General features: G+C 47.1%; 26 protein-coding genes. 17 read left to right on the forward strand and 9 right to left on the reverse strand.

Going from position 1 to position 26,728, the window contains the following annotated elements; genetic code table 11:
* Window positions 1–629 precede the first annotated feature (629 nt).
* Window positions 630–1,979 (reverse strand): M28 family peptidase, encoded by a 1,350-nt coding sequence (locus tag MST20_RS08725; RefSeq protein ID WP_243941586.1) that lies wholly within the window; start codon window positions 1,977–1,979, stop codon window positions 630–632.
* A gap of 228 nt (window positions 1,980–2,207) precedes the next feature.
* Here MST20_RS08725 and MST20_RS08730 point away from each other — a divergent pair, with 228 nt between their 5' ends.
* From MST20_RS08730 to MST20_RS08765, 8 genes are all read left to right on the forward strand, one after another.
* Complete coding sequence (locus MST20_RS08730) at window positions 2,208–2,984, forward strand: IclR family transcriptional regulator (protein WP_065644428.1); 777 nt, start codon at window positions 2,208–2,210, stop codon at window positions 2,982–2,984.
* A complete protein-coding gene (locus tag MST20_RS08735) occupies window positions 2,984–3,937 on the forward strand; it encodes a sugar kinase (RefSeq protein ID WP_243941589.1) in 954 nt (317 codons plus the stop codon). The genes MST20_RS08730 and MST20_RS08735 overlap by 1 nt, the downstream gene beginning before the upstream one ends.
* A gap of 27 nt (window positions 3,938–3,964) precedes the next feature.
* Window positions 3,965–4,609, forward strand: coding sequence for a bifunctional 4-hydroxy-2-oxoglutarate aldolase/2-dehydro-3-deoxy-phosphogluconate aldolase (locus MST20_RS08740; RefSeq protein WP_243941591.1), 645 nt, complete (start codon window positions 3,965–3,967; stop codon window positions 4,607–4,609).
* Window positions 4,606–5,754: a galactonate dehydratase gene (dgoD, locus tag MST20_RS08745; RefSeq protein ID WP_243941593.1), complete on the forward strand. Its 1,149-nt coding sequence runs from the start codon at window positions 4,606–4,608 to the stop codon at window positions 5,752–5,754. The genes MST20_RS08740 and dgoD overlap by 4 nt, the downstream gene beginning before the upstream one ends.
* Before the next feature lie 62 nt (window positions 5,755–5,816).
* Window positions 5,817–7,148 (forward strand): MFS transporter, encoded by a 1,332-nt coding sequence (locus MST20_RS08750; protein ID WP_243941595.1) that lies wholly within the window; start codon window positions 5,817–5,819, stop codon window positions 7,146–7,148.
* Between the two features lie 107 nt (window positions 7,149–7,255).
* The gene (locus MST20_RS08755; RefSeq protein ID WP_243941598.1) at window positions 7,256–7,996 is read left to right on the forward strand and encodes a YwaF family protein; all 741 of its coding nucleotides are present in this window, start codon (window positions 7,256–7,258) and stop codon (window positions 7,994–7,996) included.
* Between the two features lie 84 nt (window positions 7,997–8,080).
* A complete protein-coding gene (locus MST20_RS08760; RefSeq protein ID WP_075213733.1) occupies window positions 8,081–8,944 on the forward strand; it encodes a glycosyltransferase family 8 protein in 864 nt (287 codons plus the stop codon).
* Window positions 8,945–9,089: 145 nt separating this feature from the next.
* Window positions 9,090–10,055 (forward strand): phosphoglycerate dehydrogenase, encoded by a 966-nt coding sequence (locus MST20_RS08765; protein WP_279599976.1) that lies wholly within the window; start codon window positions 9,090–9,092, stop codon window positions 10,053–10,055.
* 11 nt (window positions 10,056–10,066) lie between these two features.
* Here the strand turns inward: MST20_RS08765 and MST20_RS08770 are convergent, their stop codons facing one another.
* Entirely contained in the window at window positions 10,067–10,447 is a 381-nt protein-coding gene (locus MST20_RS08770) for a VOC family protein (RefSeq protein ID WP_243941600.1), read from the reverse strand.
* 142 nt (window positions 10,448–10,589) lie between these two features.
* On the opposite strand from MST20_RS08770, the gene MST20_RS08775 reads away from it, so the two are divergent.
* Both MST20_RS08775 and putP read left to right on the forward strand, forming a co-directional pair.
* Complete coding sequence (locus tag MST20_RS08775; protein WP_065644437.1) at window positions 10,590–11,780, forward strand: class I SAM-dependent rRNA methyltransferase; 1,191 nt, start codon at window positions 10,590–10,592, stop codon at window positions 11,778–11,780.
* A 98-nt stretch (window positions 11,781–11,878) separates the two neighbouring features.
* Window positions 11,879–13,345 carry a sodium/proline symporter PutP gene (gene putP, locus MST20_RS08780; RefSeq protein ID WP_243941602.1) on the forward strand — a complete coding sequence of 489 codons (1,467 nt, stop codon included), beginning with the start codon at window positions 11,879–11,881 and terminating at the stop codon, window positions 13,343–13,345.
* A 298-nt stretch (window positions 13,346–13,643) separates the two neighbouring features.
* Here putP and MST20_RS08785 read toward each other — a convergent pair whose 3' ends face one another.
* Complete coding sequence (locus tag MST20_RS08785) at window positions 13,644–14,330, reverse strand: CidB/LrgB family autolysis modulator (protein WP_243941604.1); 687 nt, start codon at window positions 14,328–14,330, stop codon at window positions 13,644–13,646.
* Window positions 14,312–14,698: a CidA/LrgA family holin-like protein gene (locus MST20_RS08790; protein ID WP_020453376.1), complete on the reverse strand. Its 387-nt coding sequence runs from the start codon at window positions 14,696–14,698 to the stop codon at window positions 14,312–14,314. The genes MST20_RS08785 and MST20_RS08790 overlap by 19 nt, the downstream gene beginning before the upstream one ends.
* A gap of 459 nt (window positions 14,699–15,157) precedes the next feature.
* On the opposite strand from MST20_RS08790, the gene MST20_RS08795 reads away from it, so the two are divergent.
* The 5 genes from MST20_RS08795 (at window position 15,158) to thiE (ending at window position 18,382) form a co-directional block, all read left to right on the forward strand.
* On the forward strand, window positions 15,158–15,586 hold the full coding sequence (locus MST20_RS08795; RefSeq protein ID WP_020453375.1) for a YwqH-like family protein: 429 nt from the start codon (window positions 15,158–15,160) through the stop codon (window positions 15,584–15,586).
* Complete coding sequence (locus tag MST20_RS08800; RefSeq protein WP_065644440.1) at window positions 15,583–15,852, forward strand: YwqI/YxiC family protein; 270 nt, start codon at window positions 15,583–15,585, stop codon at window positions 15,850–15,852. Before MST20_RS08795 ends, MST20_RS08800 begins: the two co-directional genes overlap by 4 nt.
* Window positions 15,853–15,982: 130 nt before the next feature.
* Complete coding sequence (cidR, locus tag MST20_RS08805) at window positions 15,983–16,900, forward strand: cidABC operon transcriptional activator CidR (RefSeq protein ID WP_243941606.1); 918 nt, start codon at window positions 15,983–15,985, stop codon at window positions 16,898–16,900.
* Window positions 16,897–17,706 carry a hydroxyethylthiazole kinase gene (thiM, locus tag MST20_RS08810; protein ID WP_243941608.1) on the forward strand — a complete coding sequence of 270 codons (810 nt, stop codon included), beginning with the start codon at window positions 16,897–16,899 and terminating at the stop codon, window positions 17,704–17,706. The genes cidR and thiM overlap by 4 nt, the downstream gene beginning before the upstream one ends.
* Before the next feature lies 1 nt (window position 17,707).
* The gene (thiE, locus tag MST20_RS08815) at window positions 17,708–18,382 is read left to right on the forward strand and encodes a thiamine phosphate synthase (RefSeq protein ID WP_243941610.1); all 675 of its coding nucleotides are present in this window, start codon (window positions 17,708–17,710) and stop codon (window positions 18,380–18,382) included.
* 30 nt (window positions 18,383–18,412) lie between these two features.
* On the opposite strand, the gene MST20_RS08820 is transcribed toward thiE, so the two are convergent.
* Window positions 18,413–19,576 carry an ROK family transcriptional regulator gene (locus MST20_RS08820; protein ID WP_243941612.1) on the reverse strand — a complete coding sequence of 388 codons (1,164 nt, stop codon included), beginning with the start codon at window positions 19,574–19,576 and terminating at the stop codon, window positions 18,413–18,415.
* A gap of 196 nt (window positions 19,577–19,772) precedes the next feature.
* Between MST20_RS08820 and xylA the strand changes: the two genes are divergently transcribed.
* Both xylA and xylB read left to right on the forward strand, forming a co-directional pair.
* Window positions 19,773–21,119: a xylose isomerase gene (gene xylA / locus MST20_RS08825; protein ID WP_041817477.1), complete on the forward strand. Its 1,347-nt coding sequence runs from the start codon at window positions 19,773–19,775 to the stop codon at window positions 21,117–21,119.
* A complete protein-coding gene (gene xylB / locus MST20_RS08830; protein ID WP_243941613.1) occupies window positions 21,119–22,621 on the forward strand; it encodes a xylulokinase in 1,503 nt (500 codons plus the stop codon). The genes xylA and xylB overlap by 1 nt, the downstream gene beginning before the upstream one ends.
* Window positions 22,622–22,674: 53 nt before the next feature.
* Here xylB and MST20_RS08835 read toward each other — a convergent pair whose 3' ends face one another.
* From MST20_RS08835 to MST20_RS08850, 4 genes are all read right to left on the reverse strand, one after another.
* On the reverse strand, window positions 22,675–24,213 hold the full coding sequence (locus MST20_RS08835; protein WP_243941615.1) for a solute symporter family protein: 1,539 nt from the start codon (window positions 24,211–24,213) through the stop codon (window positions 22,675–22,677).
* Window positions 24,210–24,524: a DUF485 domain-containing protein gene (locus MST20_RS08840; RefSeq protein WP_020453366.1), complete on the reverse strand. Its 315-nt coding sequence runs from the start codon at window positions 24,522–24,524 to the stop codon at window positions 24,210–24,212. Before MST20_RS08840 ends, MST20_RS08835 begins: the two co-directional genes overlap by 4 nt.
* Before the next feature lie 174 nt (window positions 24,525–24,698).
* Window positions 24,699–25,262, reverse strand: coding sequence for a flavodoxin family protein (locus tag MST20_RS08845; protein WP_243941617.1), 564 nt, complete (start codon window positions 25,260–25,262; stop codon window positions 24,699–24,701).
* Between the two features lie 538 nt (window positions 25,263–25,800).
* A complete protein-coding gene (locus MST20_RS08850) occupies window positions 25,801–25,950 on the reverse strand; it encodes an anti-repressor SinI family protein (protein WP_041817368.1) in 150 nt (49 codons plus the stop codon).
* Window positions 25,951–26,728: the final 778 nt, after the last annotated feature.

The raw sequence follows: 26,728 nt of genomic DNA on the forward strand, positions 1-26,728 counted from the left end.
TAAGAGCGCTAAGGATTGTGATAACTGTCTGCGCACTCAATGCTGGCGAGATAAGAAAAAATTATAAAACATGGCTTTTTGTTTTATTAGTTTATTGCGCTCATCATTTTGCTTGAATTGAGGGTATAAATATCCCGATGTGAAAAACATGATAAATAAAGAAAAAGGAATTGAATTCATTTCAAATCGAGTTTTCCATTAGCCAATGTGCTAAAAACAGACAGAGACTTAAAGTCAACAAGGAAAAGAGTGACCTAAATGCGAACTCATGATTCAACTTCCTAAACATCTTCGCTTCTACTGTAGTATCGAAAAGGCTGCTTTCCCTGTGTCCTCATCTTGAAATAAAATAAACTTTACGTCAAGGAAGCTTTACAAAATGAGGCCCTTAGGCTCAACCTTGCAACTGCCGTTGATAGGAAAAGGCTATGCTTACATCCATCTTTAGGCTGGACGTCACAGCACAAACTGGACATGTTCGGAGAAATACCGGTTTTTTCCTGAATCGGTGAATTATTTTTTTAGGTATGCACGGGGAAGGTGATGACACGGAAGCGTGGGGAGGATAGGCGCTTTTGGTCTATGAAAAGAAGGAGGAGCAGATCAATTCGATCTGCTCCTTTTTAATATTACTGGGCAACTGAGGTGTAAGACGGTTTTCTGTTTTCTTTCTTGGTCAAGTTATACACGGCTGTTCCAGCGATTTGACCGGCTGTTTTCAGCCTGTCTTTGCTGATGTGTTCAATCGTGTCGTAAGGGGTGTGGTACCAAGGCTCCAATGCACCTGTTCCCGGCTCTCTCCAAATGAAGTTGGCCGAGTCGATGCCTGCTTCATGGAATGGGACATGGTCGGATGATCCGCCTTGATTTAAAAATAATACGTCTTTCCCAAGGCTTAAAGAAGCGGCTTTACTTAGCTGCCAGACGAGGTTTGCGGAACCGTCGGGCGTATTGATGTACAGCTGTGAAGCATTTTCCCAGCTTGTCGCCACCATATCTAAGTTAAAGTTGGCAACGCTCCGTTTGATTTCCTGACCTGACAAGGTGCTGACATAATGGCGCGATCCGAGGAGACCGATTTCTTCGGCGCCGAATGTAATAAAGCGAATTTCTTTATCGGCTGGAACCGTCTTCATGATCCGGGCCAGTTCAAGGACGACTGAAGTGCCGGAGGCATTGTCATTGGCTCCGGGAGCATAAGGGACGCTGTCATAATGCGAAGTCACATACACGATGTCCGGATTTTTGACACCTTTTGCTTTGCGGACGCCGATTACGTTTTGCGATGTTTGATTTTTATGAGCCTTCAGCTTCAAGATCGCTTCTTGTTCAGAAAGCAGCTTTTCTCCGTCTTCCTTTTTGACGCCGACTACCGGAACATCGACTTTATTACCGCCGAGATTCGGAGTCAGAGGGACGAGACCGTCGATGTTATTATAAATGATCACTCCGCTTGCGCCTGCGTCAGCAGCGTTTTTCGCTTTTTCATAGAATGTCAGCTCACCTCTTAAAATGACAGCGATTTTGCCTCTCGCTTCCTCGGCGAAGTCGCCGGGCAGGCCGAGGCCGGCATCATAGAGAGGAGCGGCCAGGCCTTCTGCTGCTGTCGGGGCGGAACCTGCGGCAGGCCGCGAAGGCACGTTATTTCCCTGAACGGTAAGCGTTCCTTCCAGCCGGTCAGGTATGCTGAAGGTTTGTGTGGTCACTTTCAAATGTGATTTTTTCATCTGTGAGGCGATGAAAGCGGCGCTCTTTTTTTCTTCTGCCGTGCCTGTCACACGCGGTCCGATCGTTTCGCTTAAATGATAAATCGTTTGATAGGCGCGGTTTTCGTTGAATTTTTTGCTGAATTTTTCGACATCTTTTACGATGGCTGTTTCCTGAGGCGCCGCTTGAACAGCATTCCCCGTTCCAGCGGTGAACACGCCGCCTGTTATTACGGATAGCGCCAATCCGATCATCATCATTTTTCTCTTCATACATAAACCTCCTCGATGGTCTTGTTTTCCTGAGAAGAGATATTCGCAGCAGAGCGGGTGAATCCTGCATGCATCTGATAAATGATTCGATAGACCAGTAATTTGAAGTTTGATAAAAAAGTTTTTTTGTTTAATAGGATGTTGACGTGAGCCTTCTTTCTGTTTAGAATACGTCCGACTTATCAGGATCCTGATTTTGAATCACATATGTGAATGTTGGAGGGTGTCATGTCAGTAAAATCCGCGGTACGTGTTGTACGTATATTTGAATTGCTGTCAAATCATCCGGATGGATTAACCGTAAAGGAGATCAGCAAAGAATTGTCGCTGCCGCAGAGCAGTACATTCAATTTGGCCGCTACACTTTTGGATGAAGGCTACCTTCAGCAGGATGCTATCAAGCGCTACAGGCTGGGGGCAAAACTAATTCAAGTTGGAACCGCTGCCATGGAGTCGATCGACATTTCGTCGCAGGGTGTTCCATTTTTAAAACAGCTGATGGACGGGGTTCAGGAGACGGTGTTTATGGCCGTTCTATCCGATGATCAGCTTGTCTACATTGCAAAAATCGATAACAACAGGTCAATCAGAACAACCGCACAGCCCGGTTCGCGCAAACCGCTTTATTGCACCGGGCTTGGCAAGGCATTTTTGGCATTCATGCCGGAGGATAAAAGGGAAGGGCTGCTCGACCGTATGGAATTCATCCGCTTTACCGGGCACACCATCACCGCCAGAGATGAGCTGGAAAAGCAGCTGCAGACATTTTTGGAACAGGGATATGCCGTTGACAATGAAGAAAATGAAGAAGGTTTGTTTTGTCTGGCGGCGCCTGTCTATGGTCCGGATGGCGTGATGAAGGCGGCGATCAGCACCGCCGGGCCAAAGGAGCGCATGCTCGCAAGAAAGGCCGTTATCGTTGAGCAGCTGCTTCACACAGCCGGAAAAATTACAGAAAGCATTGGCGGATTTAAAAAGCCGCTTGAGCAAAGGGGAGAGTTCTGATGGATGTTATTAGCATAGGAGAGACAATGGCGCTGTTCACTCCGAATGAAGACGGCCCTCTCAGATACGCAAGAAACTATCAGGTGAGAATAGCGGGCGCAGAAACCAACACGCTGATCGGGCTTTCGAAGCTCGGTAAAAAAGCCGGCTGGATTACCCGGCTTGGAAAAGACGAGTTCGGGGCGATGATTCTTTCTTCTGTCAGAGGAGAAGGCGTCGATGTCAGCCAGGTGAAGCTCGATGACGCGGCGTCGACCGGTTTGTTTTTTAAAGAAAGGAAAAGCGCGGCCAAAGTCAATGTCTTCTATTACAGGACGCTTTCAGCGGCGAGTTTTTTGAAAAAAAGCGATATTGATGAGCCATACATTGAGAAAGCGGGGTTTTTATACATTACGGGAATTACCCCGGCTTTAAGTGAAAGCGCTTCAGATGCAGTGTTTTATGCTGTGGAGCTCGCCAAAAAGCACAATAAATGCGTTGTATTTGATCCGAATTTTCGAAAAAAGCTCTGGGACGGAGAGCGGGCGCGGCAGACGATGTTTGATTTGATCAAACAGTCTGATATCGTGCTTCCGGGGTTGAGCGAAGGGCGTTTTTTGTTCGGCACCGCTGATGAGAAAAAAATAGCGGAAGCCATCCGCGGGCTCGGGGCTGAAACCGCCATCGTCAAGCTTGGTGCAAAAGGCGCCTATTATGCCGGCGGGAATGAAAACGGCTATGCGGAAGGCTATCAAATTCAGACTGCAGCGGACCCCGTTGGTGCCGGAGACGGCTTTGCAGCCGGCGTATTATCGGGTTTGATTGATCATATTCCGCTTTCTGAAGCTGTCAAACGCGGCTGTGCCGTCGGCGCCATGGTAGCTGCGGTAAACGGTGATATTGAAGGGCTGCCTGACCGCGATTCACTGTTTGCGTTTATGGAACAATCTGATGAAGAAGATGTCAGCCGATAAAAAAACCGTAAAGAAAGGGTGGCAGAAATGCATGTATTGTCACAAATCAAAGAACAAAAAGTGATTGCGATCATCCGCGGATATAATCCGGAGGAGGCAGTGAGCATTGCCGGCGCCTTAAAAGCGGGCGGCATCAGGCTTGTGGAAATTACGCTCAATTCCCCTCAAGCGATCAAAGCGATTGAAGCGATTTCAGCACATGTTGGAGACGAAATGCTTGTCGGAGCGGGGACCGTTCTTGATCCCGAATCTGCGAGAGCGGCGCTTTTAGCCGGCGCGCGGTTTATCCTGTCGCCAACTGTTCATGAAGAGACGATCAAGCTGACAAAGCGATATGGAGCGGTCAGCATTCCGGGCGCCTTTACCCCGACGGAAATATTGACGGCGTATGAAAGCGGGGGAGACATCATCAAAGTATTCCCCGGAACGATGGGGCCTGGCTATATCAAAGATATCCACGGACCGCTTCCGCATATTCCACTGCTTCCGACGGGAGGAGTCGGATTGGAAAACCTTCACGAGTTTTTACAGGCCGGTGCGGTCGGTGCTGGAATCGGCGGTTCACTTGTCAGGGCTCATCAAGATGTGAATGACGCGTTTTTAGAAAAGCTGTCCAAAAAAGCAAAGCAATTTGTTGAAGCAGCAAAACAAAAAAGGGGAGATCAGAGATGAAAATAACGGGATTCGAGTGTTTCCAAATTCCGCCGCGCTGGCTTTTCTTAAAAATCGAAACGGATGAAGGCATTACAGGATGGGGAGAGCCGGTAATTGAGGGGAAGGCGGCGACAGTTAAGGCGGCTGTCGGCGAATTAATGGAATATTTAATCGGCAAAGACCCGATGAACATTGAAGACCACTGGAATGTCATGTACAGAGGCGGATTTTATCGGGGCGGACCCATTCTGATGAGCGCGATTGCAGGCATCGATCAAGCGCTTTGGGACATTAAGGGCAAGTTTTACAATGCGCCCGTGCATCAGCTGCTCGGAGGGAAGAGCAGGGAATCGATCAAGGTCTATTCATGGATTGGCGGAGACAGACCTCAAGACGTCGGCCTCGCTGCCAAGCAAGTGGTTGACCAAGGCTTTACAGCCGTCAAAATGAACGGCACGGAAGAGCTGCAATACATCGATTCACATGAAAAAATCGATCAGGTGATTGAAAGAATATCAGCTGTCAGAGAAGCTGTCGGCCCGTACATTGGAATCGGCATCGACTTTCACGGCAGGGTGCACAAGCCGATGGCGAAGATTTTGGCAAAAGAGCTTGAACCGTTTCGTCCGATGTTTATAGAAGAGCCTGTTCTGCCGGAAAACAACGAGGCGCTCCGCGATATCGCCAGCCTCGTCTCAATTCCGATTGCGACCGGAGAACGAATGTTTTCAAAGTGGCAGTTTAAAAATCTGTTGACAGACGGCTATGTCGATATTATTCAGCCTGACTTGTCACACGCCGGCGGAATTACCGAATGCAAAAAGATCCTGTCGATGGCAGAAGCATTTGATGTCGCCGCCGCCCCTCACTGTCCGTTGGGCCCGATCGCTTTGGCGGCATGCCTTCAGGTTGATGCAACGTGCCATAATGCATTTATTCAGGAACAAAGCTTAGGAATCCATTACAACAAAGGCACGGATTTGCTTGATTATATAGTGGATCAAAAGGTGTTTTTCTATGAAGACGGCTATGTCCGGATTCCGGATGGACCCGGCCTTGGGGTTGACATCAATGAAGATCACGTCCGAAAAATGGCTTATATCGGGCACAACTGGCGCAATCCGGTATGGCGGCACAAGGACGGAAGCATAGCTGAATGGTAAAAATGATACCGTTTTCAAAAGGTGTCCGTCATTACAATCAAATAAAAGGAGAGGGCCTGTTCATGAAACAAACAACTTTGAAAGAGAAGCCGACAAAGGTTAGAGTGCGGGTACTGCTGTTTATTTTTGTATGTGTCGTGATCAATTATATGGATCGAAGCAATATCTCCGTCGCGGCTTCTGCAATCGGAGACGATTTAAACTTGTCTGCCGTTCAATTGGGCTTGATTTTTTCAGCTTTCGGCTGGGCATACTGCGCCCTGCAAATACCGGGAGGCGGGCTTGTCGACCGGTTTGGCCCGAGGCTTGTCTACGGTTTTACTTTGGTTACATGGTCGCTCGCAACATTGCTTCAGGGGTTTGTCCGCGGCTTCGGTTCTCTATTCGGGTTGCGTCTTGCGACGGGGGCGTTTGAAGCGCCGGCTTTTCCGACCAATAACCGGGTGGTGACTTCTTGGTTCCCTGAACAGGAAAGGGCTTCAGCCATTGCGTTTTATACGTCGGGGCAATTTGCCGGCCTTGCGTTTTTGACGCCGGCGCTCAGCAGCATCCAGCATGTCGTCGGCTGGCGCGGCCTGTTCATCGTAACGGGGGTAATCGGCATCATCTGGGGCCTGATCTGGTATATTTTTTATCGTGATCCCGACCGTCATCCAAAGGTAAACAAGGCTGAACTTGAGCATATAGAAAAAGGCGGGGGTATCGTCCGCCGCGGCCGGACTTCCGAAAAGGAAAAAACGGCATTTAATTGGAAGCATTTCAAACAAGTGACCGCTCATCGCAAGCTGTGGGGTATATATATTGGACAGTTCGCTGTTAATTCGACTTTATGGTTTTTTCTGACATGGTTTCCGACATACCTTGTAAAATATAGAGGCCTTGATTTTCTCCAATCCGGTTTTCTCGCCTCGCTTCCGTTTCTTGCGGCATTCATCGGTGTTCTGTTGTCCGGCTTCCTGTCCGACTATCTGATCAAAAGAGGCGTATCGGCCGGGGTTGCCCGCAAAACACCGATTATTACCGGATTGATCCTGTCTATTTCCATTATCGGTGCCAATTATGTCGATCAGACATCACTGATCATTTTATTTATGACGCTCGCCTTTTTTGGAAACGGTCTGGCCTCCATTACATGGGTGCTTGTATCGTCTTTAGCGCCTAAGCATTTGATCGGACTGACCGGCGGAGTATTTAATTTTGTCGGCAGCCTCGCTTCCGTTATCGTTCCGATAGTCATCGGCTTTCTCGCTAACGGCGGAAGCTTTGCGCCCGCACTCGTTTTTATCGGCACCCTTGCCCTTCTGGGAGCCCTTTCCTACATCTTTCTTGTCGGAAAGGTTGAACGGATTCAGATGCATGATGAGGAAAAGAAAAACGATTCTATATTCATGTGAATGTTCTCGGCGGCCGGATGCCCGGCGGCCTTTTTTGTTTGAAAGGAATAACCGCCGTGATTTGCCGCAAAATAACTCTAAAATATTTTGACGGACAGGTGTTCACGATGAAGACATATTTTCAAAAAGATTATCAGCTCGGCTCGTTTCAACTGTTTTCAACATCTCATATTCTGACTTTGCTGGTGCTTGCAGCGCTTGGTGTTTGTTTGTTCGTCTTTCGCAAGACGCTGCAAAAACCGCGGTGGAACCGGATGCTACGCTATGTCTTTGTGGCGGTTTTAGTCATTTCAGAAATCAGCTACCACTCCTGGTTCATCTATGTGAATTCCTGGACACCGCGCTATTGTTTGCCGCTTCACCTCAGCGACCTTTCGGTTTACCTTGTCATCATCCTGTTATTGACGAAAAACCTCAACTTGTTTAAATTTCTTTATTTTGCCGGTTTGGGAAGCGCTTTGCAAGCGATTCTGACGCCTGACTTGGGAAGGTACGGCTTTCCTCATTTCCGCTTTTTTGAATTTTTCATTTCCCACGGAATCGTCGTACTGGCCTGTCTTCTGATGATTGCGGCCGAAAAGTATAAGCCGACCGTGCGCTCTCTCTGGGTCACGTTTCTTCTCGTCAATATTTATGGGGCATTCATCTTTTTAATCAACCGTTTGCTGAAGTCGAACTATATGTACATGATGAAAAAGCCGGGCGGCGGAGCTTCGCTGTTAGACGTGCTCGGGCCGTGGCCATGGTATCTTTTATCAGCGGAAGCGGTCACGATCGTCTTCTTCTATCTTCTCTATCTGCCGTTTTGGATAGCCGGGAAGGTGAAAGACAAAAGGGATCTTGCATGATCCTTTTTTTTTTCGGCCTATCGACGGTGTTTATCTTTTGAAAAAAGGGAATAGAACAAAAAAAGAAAAGGAGATGGAAGACATATGAAAAGCGACCGAACCATGCATATTATTTCTTGTACAGACAATAACTACGCACAGCATTTAAGCGTGATGTTCGCATCATTGCTGACGAATATGGATCAGACGCGCGATGTGAAACTGTATGTCATCGACGGAGGGATTGAACCGGAAAATAAAAAGCGTCTGGAAGAGACGACCCTTCAATTCGGAGCCCCCATTACATTTCTTAATGTAGAAAAAAGCCAGTATGACCGGGCGGTCGAAAGCAGCCATATTACAAAAGCGGCATACTATCGGATTTCCATCCCGGATCTGATTGATGACGAATCCGTCAAACGAATGATTTATGTCGATTGCGACGCCTTAGTGTTAGAGGATATATCGAAGTTGTGGGACAAGGACATTTCACCGTATTACGCAGCGGCGGTTGAAGATGCAGGCCAGCATGAACGGCTGAAAAAGATGAACATCAGCGACGAAGCAAAATATTTTAACTCAGGTATCATGATCATCGATATGGAAGCCTGGAGAAAAAACGACATTTCGAAAAAAGTCATCGACTTTATCAATAACAACGATGAAGATATGTTTGTGTTTCATGACCAAGACGCGCTGAATGCGATTCTTTATGATCAGTGGCTCGAACTTCATCCAAGATGGAACGCCCAAACACACATTATTTTAAAAGAAAAAACACCGGCTTCCCTCATCGATCAAAAGCGCTATATGGAAACAAGGGCAAATCCGGCAATCGTTCATTTCTGCGGCGGAAACAAGCCTTGGAATTCACAAACCTCACACCCGTACGCCCGTCAATATTTTAAGTACTTGCAGTCCACAGCCTTTAACCAGCCGGCCAAATTGTCTAAAAACCATGTCAGCTAACATGCCAATCTCATTTTAAATCGCAGGATGAATCGATATAATTTACAACAAACCCTGACGTATCCCCATATTCGCTTGTTTCCTTTCATCGGAAACAAGCATTTTTCTTGGCGTGCAAACATTTTTGACGAATGGAGGAGTGCTTTTGGTTAAAGTGCTGTTGACGCTTAACGGACTGTTTTACCGCGCAGCGCCGCTGTTGAAGGAAAAGGTCGAACGGCTCGGTGCCGAATTTGCGTTTTTGGATTCAAATCGGTTGACGAGACAGGATTTACTGACTCATATCAAGGATGTCCATATTTATATCGCCGGCGTTGAAAAAGCGGATCGGGAGCTGATCGACGCTGCCCCGGAACTCCGATATATCATGAAATTCGGCGCGGGAATCGACAATATTGATGTAGAATATGCAAACGAAAAAGGAATCCTTGTCACGAATGCTCCCGGCCAAAACGCCTCGGCAGTCGCCGACTTGGCATTCGGCCTTCTGCTGTCTGGCGCCCGTTCGATCCCGCAGTCAAACGCCGCAGTCAAAGCCGGTTTATGGCAATCAGCGATGGGCTATGAGCTCGATGGAAAAACGCTGGGGCTTATCGGTTTTGGGGAAATCGGCAAAAAGGTTGCAAGGCGGGCCTCCGGGTTTCATATGAACGTTTTGGCGTACGGCACATATAAAGACTACAATGCAGCCAAACGGCTGAATGTACGGTTCGCAAAGCTTGACGATCTCCTGGCGAAATCGGACTTTGTCTGCATCAGCACGTCATTAAGACCTGCCACCTATCATTTGATCAATCAAGAAAAGCTGGCAAAAATGAAGAAAACCGCGTACCTGATCAACATTGCCCGCGGAGAAGTAGTAGACGAAAGCGCGCTCATTCAAGCGCTTGAACAAAAACAGATCAGAGGCGCAGCATTAGACGTCTTTGAAACCGAACCGCCGGCCGCCCGGATCACCAGCCTCGGCAATGCCATATGCACGGCGCATATCGGCGGCGCTACGTATGAGAGCATCAGGCGCATCGAAGAAGTGACATATCAAAATATCAAAAGGTTTATCGAAAAACAGCCGCCGGCTTTCCACGTTCCATCAAGACCGGAAACGCGATAAGCCGTGTCCGGTTATGTTCTTTGAAAAAACTCGACCATTTCTCCTTCCGGCCCAAAAAGAAAAAAATAGCGGAAGCCGTTCGGCAATACGGTGATCTCGTCTTCCATCAACTTGATGCCGGCGCCTTTTACGCGGGCGAATTCAGCCTCGATATCATCGGTTGAGACGGCAAAATGATGTACTTTTCCTTCCTGAGGAAGGCTGTCGTTATATCCCTCGATCAATTCAAGCTCTGTCTCGTCTCTGTTCTCAAAACCTAAAAAAGCGAGCTTCATGACGCCGTTTGTATGGGTCATTCTGCCTTTCAGCGTCATTCCGATCACATCCTGGTAGAATGCGATCGAAGCATCAATGTCTTTCACCATCAGCCCTACGTGGTCGATTCGCGACATTTCGCCATTCCTCCTTTTGTTTCTCCATCATTTTAGAAAGATCGGAATCATCTGTCAATTATATCGATTACATGATGAATAAGAATATTGATCAGGCGTTATGGTAGGATAGAGAAGACTTTAAAATAAGGACTGAAATCAAATGCATACATTAAAAATAAAACATCCATTCGCTGCAAAAATGAAAAAGGGCTATCCCTTAATTGAAAAAGAAGCTGTTTCTTCACAAGAAAACGGCATAAAAGAAGGTTCGCTGATCAGGATTGCCGATGAAAACGGCAGGTTTTTGGGAAAGGGCTATTATGGCGAGCAAAACAAAGGGATCGGCTGGATACTGACACGAAACGAAGAGGAATCGATTGATCAGACATTCTTTTTAAGCAGGCTGGCGAACGCCTTTCAGGCCAGAAAATCGCTTTTTCAAGACCCGGATACGACCGCTTTTCGTTTGTTTAACGGGGAAGGCGACGGAATCGGCGGCTTTACGATTGATTATTATGACGGCTACTATTTATTCCAATGGTACAGCAAAGGGATTTATACGTTTAAGGAAACGATTATGGAAGCCCTCGATGAATTGACGGACTATAAAGCCGTATATGAGAAAAAACGGTTTAATACGGCCGGGCAGTATGTAGAAGATGACGATTTTGTCAGAGGAGAGAGAGGGGAATTTCCGATCATTGTGAAAGAGAACGGCATTCATTTTGCCGTTTACCTCAATGATGGAGCGATGACAGGCGTTTTTCTCGATCAGCGCCATGTCCGCAAGGCGGTTAGGGACCGGTATGCGGAAGGAAAAACCGTGCTTAACACCTTCTCATATACAGGTGCATTTTCTGTGGCGGCGGCACTTGGCGGTGCTGAAAAAACGACGAGCGTTGATGTTGCAAACCGCAGTTTAAGCAGGACGATCGAACAATTCAGCGTGAACGGGCTGGATTATGAAGCTCATGATATTAAAGTCATGGACGTTTTTAAATATTTTCAATACGCGGCCAAAAAAGAACTCGCCTTTGACCTCGTCATCCTTGATCCGCCTTCATTTGCGAGAACGAAAAAGCATACTTTCAGCGCAGCAAAGGATTATAAAAATCTGTTGAAAGACGCGATTCGGATCACTGAAGATCAAGGTGTGATCGTCGCTTCGACGAACAGCAGCGCTTTTGGGATGAAAAAATTCAAAGGCTTTATCGAGGCGGCATGCAAAGAAACGGGGACGCGCTTTACAGTGCTTGAGGAGCATTCGCTTCCCGAAGATTTTAATACAGTGAAAAGCTATCCTGAAGGCGATTATTTAAAAGTTGTCTTTTTGCGGATCCGCCGCCGTTAATGTAAGGACGGGGAAAAATTTTGCGATAAAAACAATACCTGTCGATCAATTATTCATGTATATTGATATTACGCAAATCACTCAGGCAGGGGGAAGTTATGGATTACGGAATTTTAATATCGATAGGTATTTATATGGCAGGAATGCTTTTTATCGGATATTTTGCATATCGAAGAACTTCAAATTTGACCGACTACATGCTTGGCGGAAGAAATCTGGGCCCCGCCGTCACCGCGTTAAGCGCAGGTGCTTCCGATATGAGCGGCTGGCTATTAATGGGGCTGCCGGGTGCGATGTTTCTGAACGGATTGAGCAGCGGCTGGATCGTTGTCGGTCTGACAATCGGCGCTTATTTGAATTGGGTGTATGTTGCGCCGAGGCTGAGAACGTATACGGAAACGGCCGGCAACAGTATTACCATACCCGATTATTTCGAAAACCGTTTTAAAGACGGTTCAAGGCTGTTACGGGTGACGTCGGCTTTTGTTATTTTAGTATTTTTCACTTTTTATACATCATCCGGAATGGTGGCGGGCGGAGAGCTGTTCAGAACCGCATTCCACCTTGATTATCGGATCGGCATCTGGCTGACGGCCGGGGTTGTCATTCTTTATACGCTTTTCGGGGGATTTCTGGCTGTCAGCTGGACCGATTTTGTTCAAGGGACGATCATGTTTATCGCGCTCATCTTAATGCCGCTCGTTGTTTTTGTCCAATTGGGGGGAATTGCGCCGGCGTTTTCGGAAGTGAGCGCGGTCAACCCGGACCTCCTCCGCCCGTTTCAAGGAACAACCGCAATCGGTATCATCTCTTTACTGGCATGGGGGCTCGGCTATTTTGGACAACCTCATATTATTGTCAGGTTTATGGCGATTTCAAGCGTGAAAGAGTTGAAGAGTGCCAGAAGAATCGGCATGGGCTGGATGATCTTTTCGATTTGCGGAGCGATGCTGACAGGACTCGTCGGCATTGCCTATTTCAGCGCGAATCATCTTTCGTTAAAGAATGCCGAGACGATATTCATTAAGCTGGCCGACCTTTTGTTCCCATCGATGATTACGGGGTTTTTGCTGGCCTCCATTTTAGCAGCTGTCATGAGCACGATTTCTTCACAGCTTCTTGTAACCTCAAGCGCGCTGACAGAGGATTTTTATAAAGCGTTTGTCCGGAAAGGGGCTTCTGACAAAGAACTTGTTCTTGTCGGAAGGCTGTCTGTCCTCGCGATTTCACTGATCGCACTTATGATGGCGCTTCATCCGAATGAAACGATATTGAATCTTGTCGGCTATGCATGGGCAGGCTTCGGGGCGGCATTTGGCCCTGTCGTTCTGCTGAGCCTGTATTGGAAACGAATGACGAAGTGGGGCGCGCTTTCAGGGATGCTGTCCGGGGCGCTGACCGTTATTGTGTGGGAGCAAGTGAAAGCTTTTGACCCGGTTTATGAAATCATTCCCGGATTTATTGTTTGTACAGTCGTGATCATCGCCGTCAGCCTGATGACAAAGAAGCCGTCCGTAGAGATTGAAAAGGAATTTGAGACGGCGGTTGAACAGCTGAAAGGGTGAAAATACGGTGATGGTCTTTGTCAACGTACTGTTGACGGCCGCTTTTCTCACAGGGGCTTTCGCAGGATTCCTGTGGGCATTTTCCAAAGAAAAAGGCGATGAATTTTTCTCGGAAATGACGGCGGATGGATCGGGGAAATTTCACACTTTTCGGTTTGAATTTCCCCCAAACTGCCGCATGACAAGGCTATCAGGTGTATTTCTTTTATATTATTGCTGATGTGCTGCTTGATGTCTAAATGAAAAAAACCAAATTGGCGGAAAAAAACTTCCCCAATTTGGTTTTTTTATTTTTCGGCTATGATACTGCAATAAGGGAAATGAGCAACGGCGCTGCGCAAAGCGTGATGATCGCAGCCAGGATCATCGATACGCTTGAAATCGTTCCGGACACGGAGCTGAGCTCAAATGCTTTTGACGTACCTGCGCCGTGGGCGCTTGTGCCAAGCAGCACGCCCCTTGCGATTTCATTATCAATCCGGAAGTAGCGAATGACCATCGGTCCGATCACTGATCCGGACAGGGCGGTCAATATAACAAAAACAGCGGTCACCGCGGGCATTCCGCCGATCATTTCAGAAACGCTCATTGCAATTGGCGTTGTGACCGATCTGGGAACGAGGCTCTCAATCAGGTCTTCATTCAGCTTGAAAAGTTTTGCGATAAACGCTGTTGACAGGATCGCGATACAGCAGCCTACAGTCACGTTGATAATGATCTCAACCGCGTATTTTTTCAAGACTGGAAAGTATTTGTACAGCGGAATCGCAAAAGCCACGGTTGCCGGCTGGAGCATGTCTGTCAACAAGCGTCCGCCCGCATTGTATGCTTCAAAGGGCACGTTGATGAAAAGCAGCAGGCCGACAAGGATCACCGGCGTGACCAATAAAGGTGACGCATATACCTTTGGATGGCGTGAATAGACCGCTTTTGCGCCCAGATAAATTAACACTGTTGCGATCAGGCTTAAGCATCCGATGAGCATGTTTTTTTCCTTTCCTTTCTTTTGGCAATCAATTGAGTCAGCATTCCGGTCGACACCATGACGACGAATGTACTGATGAGGACAACGAGTATAATGCTTGTGCCGAATTCAGCCAGAATATCTCCGTAGTTCATAATCCCGACGGCTGAAGGGACAAAGAACAAAAGCAGCTCCGCGAGAAGCCACAAGGCGCCGATTTCAATCCATTCCAGCTTAATGATTTTGAAATGAAGAAGCGCAAAAATGACGATAATCCCGAGAATGCTGCCGGGAATGTTTATATGAAGAACCTCGGCAATCAGATTCATGAAACGCGCGAATAAAAACAAAAGAGCGACCTGACCTAATCCTTTAATGAATGTTTTCATGTCATTATCCCCCTTTCTAAACAAGAGTGTACATGAGTTTTAAGTATAGGTAAAATACATATACAGAATAGATATTATTCATTTTGTCTATAGTTGAAAACGCAAATCAGGTCAAAAGAAACAGTTTCCTGACTAAAATTAGAAATTGTCGTCCGGAATCATTTGGCGATTTTTTATGACCATTAAACTGCCGTATGCCCGTGTCTTTAGACTTGTCCGCGATGAAAGCGGTGTACAAATGATTCAAAAAGACGGGTTATATGTCCCTTGAAATGCGGTGTGAGGAAGACGGCGGCCTGTGTATATATCCCTAAAAACAGTATTTACAGCCTATTCAACATCCGTGATTTTCGACTTAAACTATAAATATTGGAAATGAGAGCAAGTCTAGTCAAAGATGTGAATCTATGAAAAACCACAATCAATGCGAATCATACTGCAATTTCAGAGGTGACAATAATGGACTACTCAGACACGCTGCAAAAAATACACGGTGTCCTCTCCCATAAGGCGGCAGAACTGGAAGAACAAATTGCAAGGCTGGAGCGGGCAAAGCGCGATGTAGAGCGGGAACAAAACCTCGGAATCGAAGAAATCAGGCAGATTTTGCGGCCGAACCTTGATGAGTCGTGGACCGGAAGCAGGGCAGCCGATTTTGACGAAGCACGTGATGAAGCGCACACGGCAATGTACAGAATTTTCACCGATGAGTATGATCGGTATATTCATAAAATTGATTTAAAGATATTTGCTTTAGATTCTGAAAAAGGGGCTGTTCAAGCTGCAAGCTGGTCAGCCGACCGGGCGGACTTTCTGATGGAAAAAGGAGAGGAGGCCGTCGACGCTCTGCACAGCACAATCAACGGTTTAAAAGGATGGTTGAAATGAGCAAAACGATTAAACTTAACCATGCAGCGGTTATGAAGCAGCTGGAACAAGTAAGCAGCACGCTTCAAGCCGTGTCTTTAAAAAGCCCGTCAGCCGGAGCGCTCGGGCGGAACAACCTTGATTTTACGAAAAAGTGGCTTGAACGGGAAGCCGAAATTTGCAATATGGTCAAACAGTATAAAGAGGCTGTTCGTAAAAACATTGAGGACACCCGCTCGAATGTGGACACGCTGAAGGAACAGGATGAGGCGATTGCCCGAAGATAGGCGCTGCCGGCTGTATGCCGGCGGCGTTTTTTTATGTTGATGTAGAAGGGTGCTCCGCGGGGGTGCAGAAAACAATGAAATTGGTTTAGAATATGAATACAAGCAGGAACTCTGAAAGGGTGTCAAACAAATGGACATACGCCACTTAACCTATTTCTTGGAGGTAGCCCGTCTGAAAAGCTTCACAAAAGCCGCGCAGTCATTATACATATCCCAGCCGACAATTTCCAAAATGATTAAAAATCTTGAAGAAGAGCTCGGGATCGAGCTGTTTTACCGGCGGGGGCGGCAGATCGAGCTGACTGACGCGGGGCAAAGCATGTATGTGCAGGCCCAGGAAATCACCAAGTCGTTTCAAAATTTAACTTCAGAGCTGAACGACTTGATGGACGTTAAAAAAGGGCACGTGCGGATCGGTTTGCCGCCGATGATCGGCTCCGGTTTTTTTCCGAAAGTGATAGGGGATTTCAGAGACAAATATCCGAACGTCACCTTTCAGCTTGTTGAGCACGGATCTGTGAAAGTGCAGGAAGGAGTGGAAGACGGGTCGCTTGATATCGGCGTTGTCGTCCTGCCTGCAAAAGAGGAGATTTTTCACTCCTTTACAATCGTAAAAGAAGACTTGATGCTGATCGTCCACCCGTCTCATCGTTTTGCCGATGCGGATGAGATCGAGCTTCGGCAGTTAAGCGAAGAACCGTTTATCTTTTTCCGGGAAGACTTTGTTCTTCACGAACGGATCATTACGGCTTGCTTGAAGGCGGGATTTCAGCCGAATGTCATTTATGAAACCTCGCAATGGGATTTCATCAGCGAAATGGTTTCCGCTAACCTTGGAATCGGGCTTTTGCCCGAAAGAATCTGCCGGGATCTTGACCCGGAAAGAGTGAGAATCATTCCGCTGGTGAGGCCGGCCATTCCTTGGCATGTCGCCGTCATATGGAGAAAAGACCGCTACCTGTCGTTTGCGGCGAGGGCATGGATTGATCATACAAAATCGTATATATGGAGCGATAATTCAAAAACAGAAAGGGATGCAGCCGAATGAATCTGGAAGATGCCGCAAGAGGAATTGAGAAAGTCAGAAAGCAAAAACCGCTCGTACACAATATGACAAACAATGTCGTCACCAACTTTACGGCAAACGGTTTGCTGGCTCTCGGCGCATCGCCGGTGATGGCGTATGCGAGGGAAGAGGCCGCCGACATGGCAAAGATCGCCGGAGCCCTTGTATTGAACATCGGCACGCTTTGCCGTGAATCTGTTGAATCGATGATCATTGCAGGAAAGTCCGCCAATGAACACGGAGTGCCGGTTATTTTTGACCCAGTCGGTGCCGGGGCGACGCCGTTTCGAACAGAATCGGCTCAGGCGATTATGCGCGAAGTGAAGGTTTCCGCCGTCAGAGGCAATGCCGCGGAAATTGCCAACACGCTTGGAGAGGACTGGCTGATCAAAGGCGTGGATGCAGGTGAAGGGAGCGGCGACAGAACAGAGCTCGCCAAAAAAGCCGCGAAATTATGGGATACAGCCGTTATCATAACCGGAGCTGAAGACGTCATAACGGATGGAACAAAAACGTATACCGTGGGCAACGGACATCAACTGCTAACGAAAGTGACGGGGACAGGCTGCCTGTTTACCTCTGTCATCGGTGCGTTTTGCGCAGTTGAAAAAGACGTTTGCCATGCCGCTGTATCTGCAGCCGCTTTTTATGGAACGGCGGCCGAGTTGGCCGCAGAGAAAACGGAAAACCGGGGGCCCGGAAGCTTTCAAATCGAGTTTTTGAATCAGCTTGCCGCTGTTGAAGCGATGGATATAAAAGAACGCGGCAGGATCAGAGAGGTGGAATAAGATGACGCGAGTCTCAAAAGAAACGATGAAAGATCTGTTGTCAGTCTATTTTATTATGGGTTCAAACAATACTGCGGGCGATCCTTTAACTGTCATTGAACAAGCTTTAAAAGGCGGTGCGACCCTTTTTCAATTCCGCGAAAAAGGCGAGGGCGCGTTAAAAGCAGGAGATCAAAAGGCGTTTGCTCGACAGGTGCAGGCTCTTTGCAAACAGTTCAATGTTCCGTTTATCATCAACGATGATGTAGAACTCGCGCTTGCGCTTGACGCCGATGGTGTGCATATCGGACAGGATGATGATAAGGCCGCCGACGTCAGAGCGAGAATCGGGGACAAAATCCTCGGCGTGTCCGCGCATACACTTGAAGAAGTCGTAAAGGCGGAAAAGGATGGGGCGGATTATATCGGTGCAGGACCGGTTTACCCGACTGAAACAAAGCAGGATACAAAAGCTGTGCAGGGCGTCTCGCTCATTCAAGAGCTCCGCAGGCAGGGGATTGGCATGCCTGTGGTCGGAATCGGCGGAATCACGGCCGAAAACTGCGTCCCCGTCATCGAGGCCGGCGCCGACGGCATCAGTGTCATCAGCGCCATCAGCAAGGCTGCCGATCCAAAGGCGGCCGCCGAGGCGTTCGGCAAGAAAGTGCAAGCTGCTAAACAAAGCGCGCATTCCTAAATGGAATATGCGCTTTTTTTGATATAAAAATTAAAATCTCTCGTTCATAAACCGTTCCAGAAAATGCCCGATCACAAGGGAGGACATGCCAAGCGATGAGGCAGTGCGGCCAAGCGAGGAGATTTTCAAATGATAATTAGACAAGGCTTCTGCTGCACTTCTTGAGGAAATCGTTTTTTTAATCGCATCGACGATGATCGGATAGGATTCCACAATGGTATTCCGCAAAATAATCGTATCGGGATTCAACGTCTTCAAGATGTTGAGAAGTCCGATGCCGATATGAAAACCGAATCTTTCAAACGTCTCCATCATACCCGGATCACTGCGGTCTGCAAGTTCTTTAACGGTTTCGTAAAGCGGGACTTCGGAATTCGCTCCATAGTGAGAGAAGACGGCTTTTTCCGAAGCGTAAAGCTCCCAGCAGCCTCTATTCCCGCACCGGCATAATGGGCCGTCAAAGTGAATGGACATGTGCCCGGCTTCTCCGGAAAAACCTTGCACACCTCTAAACAGTTTTCCATTCATTAAAATCCCTAAACCAATCCCGGTATTAATGCTGACAAACACGGCATGCTCCAGCTGTCCGGCTTCTCCGTATTTCTTCTCGCCCACGGCGCCGGCGTTTGCTTCGTTTTCAATTAAAATGGGAACGCCGAACCTTTCTTCCAGTTTTTCTTTTAACGGAATCAAATGGATCGGCTTATTTGGCGTAAACACCACCTGCCGTTCGTTGTCCACCAAGCCGGGTACGCACACGCCGATTCCGGTCAATCCGTATGGGGAAGGCGGTATTTTGTCAACGGCTAGCCCTGTCAATTCGATTAATGCCTCTTCTGTCGCCTGAATGTCTTCTTCATCCAGCGTCCGTTCGAATTGTTCAATCAAATGCCCTTCAAGATCGGTTAACACAACAATCAGATAATTGGTTCCGATATCTACACCGACCGCATAGCCGGCTTTTCGATTGAATTTCAGCATAACGGGCCTCCTGCCGCCGCTTGACTCGCCGGGGCCGGTTTCATAAATGATGTCCTTTTGAAGCAGGGAAGATACCTGGGAGGAAACAGTCGCTTTATTTAACCCCGTTATTTCCGAAAGTTTTGCTCTTGAAATGGGTGCGTTCTCAATAATCTGCTCAAGAATCAGAGCTTTGTTCATTTTTTTTACTAGGGCTTGATCCGCTGTATTCAATGTCAATCACTCCATTGTTTTGAAGCTGTGAATTTATTATAGTATAACAAATTTAGAAAACTCAATTTTTTCCTTCATTTCCATTGAAAGTGGTTGATTCATCTTGTAAAATAAATACAAGGAAGTTAGTTTAATGGTTAAACAAACTTGTTTTTCAACGTTTGCTTTGCAAGGAAAAGTGAAGGGGGAGATCGGAATGTTTTTTAAAAATGTCGGAATGATTGAGTATGAAGGAGCCGATTCGGAAAATCCTTACGCATTTAAATATTACAACCCTGATGAATACGTCGGCGGCAAAACGATGAAGGAACATCTTCGCTTCGCTGTTGCGTATTGGCATACCTTTGATGCGGACGGGAAAGACCCTTTCGGCGACGGGACGATGTTCCGGGCCTGGAACCGGATGACACATCCTTTGGATAAAGCAAAAGCCCGGGCGGAAGCGGCTTTTGAATTTTTTGAAAAGCTCGGCGTGCCCTATTTCTGCTTTCATGACGTTGATATCGTTGATGAAGGAGCAACGTTGCGTGAGACCTTTGCGTATTTGGATCAAATGTCGTCTTTTCTTAAAGAAATGATGGAGACTAGCCGTGTTCAGCTGCTTTGGAATACAGCCAATATGTTTACGCATCCGAGGTATGTCCACGGAGCCGCAACTTCTTGCAATGCAGACGTCTATGCCTATGCAGCCGCAAAAGTGAAAAAAGGGCTGGACATCGCCAAGGAGCTTGGAGCGGAAAACTATGTGTTCTGGGGCGGAAGAGAAGGTTATGAAACATTGCTGAATACAGATATGAAGCTTGAACTCGAAAACTTGGCTTCATTTTACAGAATGGCGGTTGAGTATGCGCGCGAAATCGGTTTTGACGGCCAATTTTTGATCGAGCCGAAGCCGAAGGAGCCGACGAAGCACCAATACGATTTTGATGCGGCCACAACGATCGCTTTTTTAGAAACTTACGGTTTAAAAGACCATTTTAAACTCAATCTTGAGGCGAACCATGCGACCTTGGCCGGGCATACATTTGAGCATGAACTAAGGGTGGCTGCCTTGCACGATGTGCTGGGTTCAATCGACGCCAATCAGGGCGATTTGCTCCTGGGCTGGGATACCGATGAGTTCCCGACCGATTTGTATTCTGCGGTTCTGGCGATGTATGAAATTTTAAAAGCAGGCGGGTTTAAAACCGGCGGCATCAACTTCGATGCTAAAGTAAGGCGCCCGTCTTTTGCGGATGAAGACTTATTTCACGCTCATATCGCAGGAATGGATACGTATGCAGTCGGCTTGAAAGTCGCCTCCCGTCTGCTTGAAGACAAAGCGCTCGACCAGGTCATTGAAGAACGTTATGAAAGCTATACGAAAGGCATCGGGCTTGAGATCAAAGAAGGCCGCACCGATCTGAAAAAGCTCGCCGCATACGCTCTTGAACACGACCAAATTGAAAATCAGTCAGGCCGCCAGGAACGACTGAAAGCGACCGTTAACCGTTACTTATTGAACGCTTTGCGCGAAGCGCCGGCAGAAAAGGAGACACGCTAGTGGAGGAATACGTGATTGGGATCGACCTCGGCACCAGCGCGGTTAAAATCATCCTTGTCAATCAGCGGGGAGAGCTGTGCGGCGAGGTCTCCAAACCATTTTCGATCATTCAGCCCCATTCCGGTTATTCTGAACAGGATCCCGCAGAATGGGCGGACAAAACGAAGGAAGCGATTAAGGAATTAGTTATGCATTTCCCGGGAAAAGCATCTCAGATTAAAGGGATCAGCTTCTCCGGACAGATGCATGGATTGGTACTTTTAAACGGCAAAGGAGAGGTTTTGCGAAACGCGATCCTGTGGAACGATACACGGACAACCGAACAATGCCGGCTGATTAACGACAAAATCGGAAAGGAACGCCTGCTCGAGATCGCGAAAAACCCGGCGCTCGAAGGCTTTACCCTTCCGAAGCTTTTATGGGTGAAAGAACATGAAAAAAAGCTGTTTGAAAAGGCGGCCGTTTTTTTGCTGCCGAAAGACTACGTCAGGTACACGATGACAGGGCGTCTGCACAGCGAATATTCAGATGCGGCCGGAACACTCCTGCTCGATGTGAAACATCAGACATGGAGCGGAGAATTCTGCAGCAAGCTCGGTATCCCGGAGTCCTTATGTCCGGATCTGATTGAGCCGGGCGCCTGTGTCGGCGGCGTCAGTCCGGAATTCGCGGCCGAAACCGGTCTGGCTCCTGAAGTCAAGGTGTTTGCCGGCGGCGCTGATAATGCATGCGGCGCGGTCGGCGCCGGTATTTTAAGAGAAGGAACCGCCCTTTGCAGCATAGGCACCTCAGGGGTTGTTCTCACATATGAATCAAACCGAGATCAAGAGTTTGCCGGCAATATTCATTTTCTGAACCACGCCGCCCCCAATGCGTTTTATTCAATGGGAGTGACGCTTTCTGCAGGACGGAGCTTCAGCTGGTTTAAAGATGTATTTGCCGGGCAAACGTCATTTGACGAATTAATCAGTGATATTGACCATTCCCGTCCTGGTGCCCGGGGGCTGCTGTTTACCCCTTACTTGTCAGGGGAGAGAACCCCTCATGCCGACGCAAATATTCGCGCCAGCTTCATCGGGATGGACAGCGCACATACACGGGCGGCCTTCGTCAGAGCAGTCATTGAAGGCATCACATTCTCCCTTCACGAGAGCATTGAACAATTCCGTGCCGCGGGAAAGGACATCAGCCGCGTGATTTCAATCGGCGGAGGCGCCAAAAGCGATCAATGGCTGCAAATCCAGGCGGATATCTTCAACGCCGACATCATCAGACTGACAAGCGAACAGGGGCCGGCATACGGAGCAGCCATGATCGCGGCCGTCGGGTGCGGCTGGTTTCCATCGCTTGAAGCTTGTGCAGACCGATTCGTTCTCATCAAAGAAACCTTTTCGCCCCGCCGTGAATACAGCAGACAATACAAAGCTCTGTTTCAAATTTACAGGGATGTCTACCGGCATACGAAAACGCTGAACGAGCGGCTGGCGAACTTTCGGGAATAAAAAAAACTTATGGGCCGGCCGGCTCATAAGTTTTTTTCGGGTGTGCATCCAGTTTAAGATTGATCCATGTGAATGCCAGTATGCGCTTTGACCTGAATTTCTGCAAATGCTTCTTGATCAGGGGTTTTTGAAGACAGAATCGTCCCGAGATAAGCGCCTAAAAAGCCGAGCGGAATGGAGATGATGCCCGGGTTGGAAAGCGGGATCAGCGGTTCTCCGACAAAAATGGCGTTTCCGGCCGGGTCCCAGACGCTCGGGCTGATGGAGACGAGAATCAGCGCGCTTAAAAGACCGGTCAGACTGCCGGCCAAAGCGCCGGCCGCATTGAATCTTTTCCAGAAGACGGTGAAGATAATGAGCGGCAGATTGGCGCTTGCCGCCACGGCAAATGCAAGCGAGACAAGAAACGCGACATTCAGCGATTGGGCGAAGACAGCAAGCAGAATCGAAAGGATGGATACGCCGATGGAAGCCCACCTTGCAGCGATCATTTGCTCTTTTTCCGTAGCCGTGCCTTTTCTGATAATCTGGCTGTATATATCATGCGCAAAGGCGGATGCCGCCGACAGAACAAGTCCTGTGACCACCGCCAAAATCGTTGCGAATGCGATGGCTGAGACGAAGGCGAACAGAAAATCTCCGCCGAGCGCCTGAGCAAGCAGCGGTGCAGCCATGTTCCCCGCTTTATCGGCAGCTAAAATGTTTTCAAAACCGACAAACGCGGCAGCACCAAAACCGAGAAAGACCGTCATAATATAAAATATACCGATAATCCATGTAGCCGAGATTACCGACTTCCTTGCCGTTTTGGCATCTTTTACTGTATAAAACCGGATGAGAATGTGAGGCAGGCCGGCTGTTCCGAGGACGAGTGCCAAATTGAGTGAAAGTGTTTCAAGAGGAACTTTATACTTATTGCCGGGGTTCAAAAAATCCGCCCCAAGCGGAGTAGCTGTTTTCATTTGTTCAAACATGTTCGTCAGACTGAAGCCGAATTTTGAAAAAACGATGATTGAAATAATGAGCGTCCCCGCCATCAAGAGAACGGCCTTGATGATCTGGACCCAGCTGGTTGCGATCATTCCACCGAATACGACATAGATGGTCATCAAAACCCCGACAATGCACACGGCCAGCGTATAATCGATGCCGAGCAGAAGCTTGATCAGCGCGCCGGCGCCGACTAACTGTGCAATCATATAAAAGGTGGAGATCGTGATCGTGTTTAATGCGGCGACACCGCGAATTTTCTTTTGTTTAAAACGGGAGGCAATCATGTCCGCCATTGTAAATTTGCCGAGGTTTCGGAGCGGCTCTGCCACAATGTAAAGCACGACTAAATAAGCGACGAGGAAGCCGATGCTGTAGAAAAAGCCGTCAAACCCGTTCAAAGCAATCATCCCGGCAATGCCGAGGAAAGAAGCCGCTGACATGTAATCTCCCGCGATAGCCAGTCCGTTTTGAATGCCGGTAAGCCCTCCTCCCGCCGTGTAAAACTCATTGGCCGTCTTTGTCTGTTTGGCCGCGAAATACGTAATGACAAGCGTGAGAGCAACAATGGCAAGAAACAGAATAAAGGCTGTGGCACTCATGAATCAACGCCTCCAATCTTCTTTTTGAAATCGTTTGCAATTTGATCGAATTGACCGGCTTTTTTTGTATACACAATGCACAGCGTCCATGTCATAACAAACTGAGCGATCGCGAAAACCCATGCCCATGTGATGGCTCCGACTGCCGGCTGATTCAAAAATGTGAAGTATGATGTCATAACCGGCAGCAGGAAATAAAAGAGCAGAAAGAAAATCGTCATCGGTACAATAAAAGCCCGTTTCCGTGATAACAACCGCTGGAACTCCGGAGATGCCGCAGCTTTGCTGTAATCTATTTTGCCTTCTCTCATTTGTTCTTTGCCCCTCCTTGTGTTTGTCTGAAAAGATACAACAAAGGTATGTAACAAGCTCCGGATTTATTCTTCAATTTTCACACAGCGTTTATTTATATAAGATGAAAGACCTGATCATCTCGAATAAATGTTTTTTCCATAAAAGAAACCGTTTGTTCACCTTCTCATTTGTCATGCCTTCCGCCCCGTTTCCGCCTCTGTCAGCTTCCTTCTCAGTTCATTTGCAGACGCAATCGCTTCCCGGTCTGTCATCACGCCGCCGGGCTTGTTCCCTTTGCCGAGCAAATAGCCGTCGAATGTCATGTTCATAAAATCAAATATGTAGTGAAACTGTTGGATAAGCGGCAGCCCTTTCAAGCGGGGATCATCGTCTCCGACAGCTGCGACGTAGACCGTTTTTTTCGCCATTTGCTGTTTAAATGCAGATCTTCCGTGCTCTACCAATGTCTGTGACCAGCGGTCAATAAAATTTTTCATCAGACCTGACATGCCGTACCAATAGATCGGAGTGGCAAAAACCAGGATATCCTTCTCAAGCACCCGGCTGATCAGGTCTCTGTAGTCATCATCAGGGTAAAAAGGGGCTGTATTGCTGTGCCTGTAGTCCGATACCGGCTGAATGTGATAGTTTCGCAGAAATATCTTATCGGCATCAAGTCCATCCACTAATCGATTCATCAGTTCTTCCGTATTTCCGTTTTCGCGGGAGCTTCCGCAGATTGCTGCTATCCCCATATTCTTCATCCTCCTTTGGAATCGGTTATGAATTCAGTTTAAGATAACAACAATTATCAGTAAAATTGATATTTTAGATATTTACCATCGGGAAAATCGATTATAGAGGCGAACTTAACAGAAAAGAGAGGATGGAAAGGAAGCCTGAGAATGTTATCAGAAGGATCAAGACGAAAAGCTCCGCCCTCCTTCGGGAGAAAGGCAATCGAAACCGATGCAGAAGAATGTGTATGGTACTGATGGCGTCAGCGTTGGTCAGCAATGCCTCTAAAACGCCTTAATCAATTCGTTCTGGTACCCCTTAAGAGAGTGAAGCTGGAAAAATGAAACGACCTATGTACAGGGCAAAGGTCAGGCTGCTCCTTAAAACGCGCGTTTCTATGGAGCAGACAGAATCTATACACAGGCAGCAGGCCTGCTGCTCAAATACGTCATTATCAATTAAAACACTCGTTAAAACAGCCGGTTGGATCATCTTGATAGATCAAGATTCAACAGAACCGCCTGTTTTTTTTGGATAACTGATGCTTCTAAACGCTTATTGCTTTATCGGTTTTTCAGCATCGCTTTGGATGGGCTGACTGTGAAGAAATTCTTTCACATCTTCAATTTGCAGCCCAAGTTTTTTCGCCTCCTTCATCAAAATCACCCAATCTTTGTCCAACTTGTGTTTCGTTTGAGTATTCATAGCTTCCTCCAATATGATAAGACGTTGTTCACCTCAAAGAAAAAACGGTTTTTCCTTGAGATGCAATAAAAGTTATAAAACAACAGCCATGTGAAAACAATGACAAATTTCATAAAAAATTCACAAAGTCATCATTGATGAACCTACCTATTCCCTAAATAACTGACTAAAAAAACCAAAAAATCTTAGATTCTTACTTATAATAATAAACAATCAATTACTGACTGGATAGTATTCAAATAAAAATGATCATTTTTCCCTATTAAGAATTTCTCAATTGCAGCCGAATATCCTTTGAATATTCTAAAAATAAGAAAGGGATTTTTGAGAGATTATTGTGTAGAAATATTAGAAAATCAATGGTTTCAAGGAATGATTTAGAATAAAGACATGATGGATAGGGAGGGTCCTTTCGGCTTAGTTGCTGTATGGGTTAAAGAAGGGTAATACGAAAATACTATTTTCGACCAGCATTAAGTGGAAAAAAAGAACATTGGTTTCAAATGCAGTGAAAAAAGTATAGCTTTTGCCTCAAAATCGCGTTAGTTCACCAAGAGAAAACCATTGTAATGGATAAAAACCCGAACTATTCCTTGTAAGGTATTTAATGGAACGGGGTTCTCTCATTTTGTTTTACCCCAAGTTTTTATTTGAAGAAATGATGAAAATACAAGCTGGAAAATGATGAAGGTGGTAAAATGAAAAAGCAAATATATCATCTTAGGATTGAAAAAGAAATTCACAGGCGTTTTATAGATTTAAATAGAAGAGTAACGCC

It is taken from the genome of Bacillus sp. B19-2 (genome assembly GCF_022832475.1).
Lineage (GTDB): Bacteria > Bacillota > Bacilli > Bacillales > Bacillaceae > Bacillus > Bacillus paralicheniformis.